1 protein-coding gene is annotated in these 327 nt (G+C 63.6%); it reads right to left on the reverse strand.

Translation table 11 applies throughout. The annotated features are described in order from the left end of the window. Window positions 1-78: 78 nt before the first annotated feature. A partial coding sequence (locus SCA31_RS22810) for a hypothetical protein (RefSeq protein WP_410699324.1) occupies window positions 79-327 on the reverse strand: 249 nt, incomplete at its 5' end.

Consider the following 327-nt stretch of genomic DNA (forward strand, 5'->3'; position numbering starts at 1 on the left):
GGGTGGCGGGTAGCGTTGAAGTCTCCAGCTTGGCGGTGCGGTTTCGAAGGTGGCATGGCCTGTACCGATGCCAGCAGCTCAGATGGCCTCGACCGCTGACCAGTCGCCATGTTCCATCGGGCGGACTACCAAATGGTTGGTGCTGGTCATGGTGTGGCTGGTTCCCTGCTGCCCGTGGTGCGGCCCGGTAGCGAAACCAATCGTGACCGGGACGGGTTCCGACGATGCGCAGCACGAAACTGCCGCGTCTGCCGTATCGGCGGGAAGGCTGGTGGAGCAGACCCCGGTTTCGGGCAGTTCCAGTTCCAGTGCATCTGCTGCTGCTGT

Origin of the sequence: Chryseobacterium sp. SIMBA_028 (genome assembly GCF_046535285.1) — a bacterium.
In the GTDB taxonomy this organism is placed as follows: Bacteria; Bacteroidota; Bacteroidia; order Flavobacteriales; family Weeksellaceae; genus Chryseobacterium.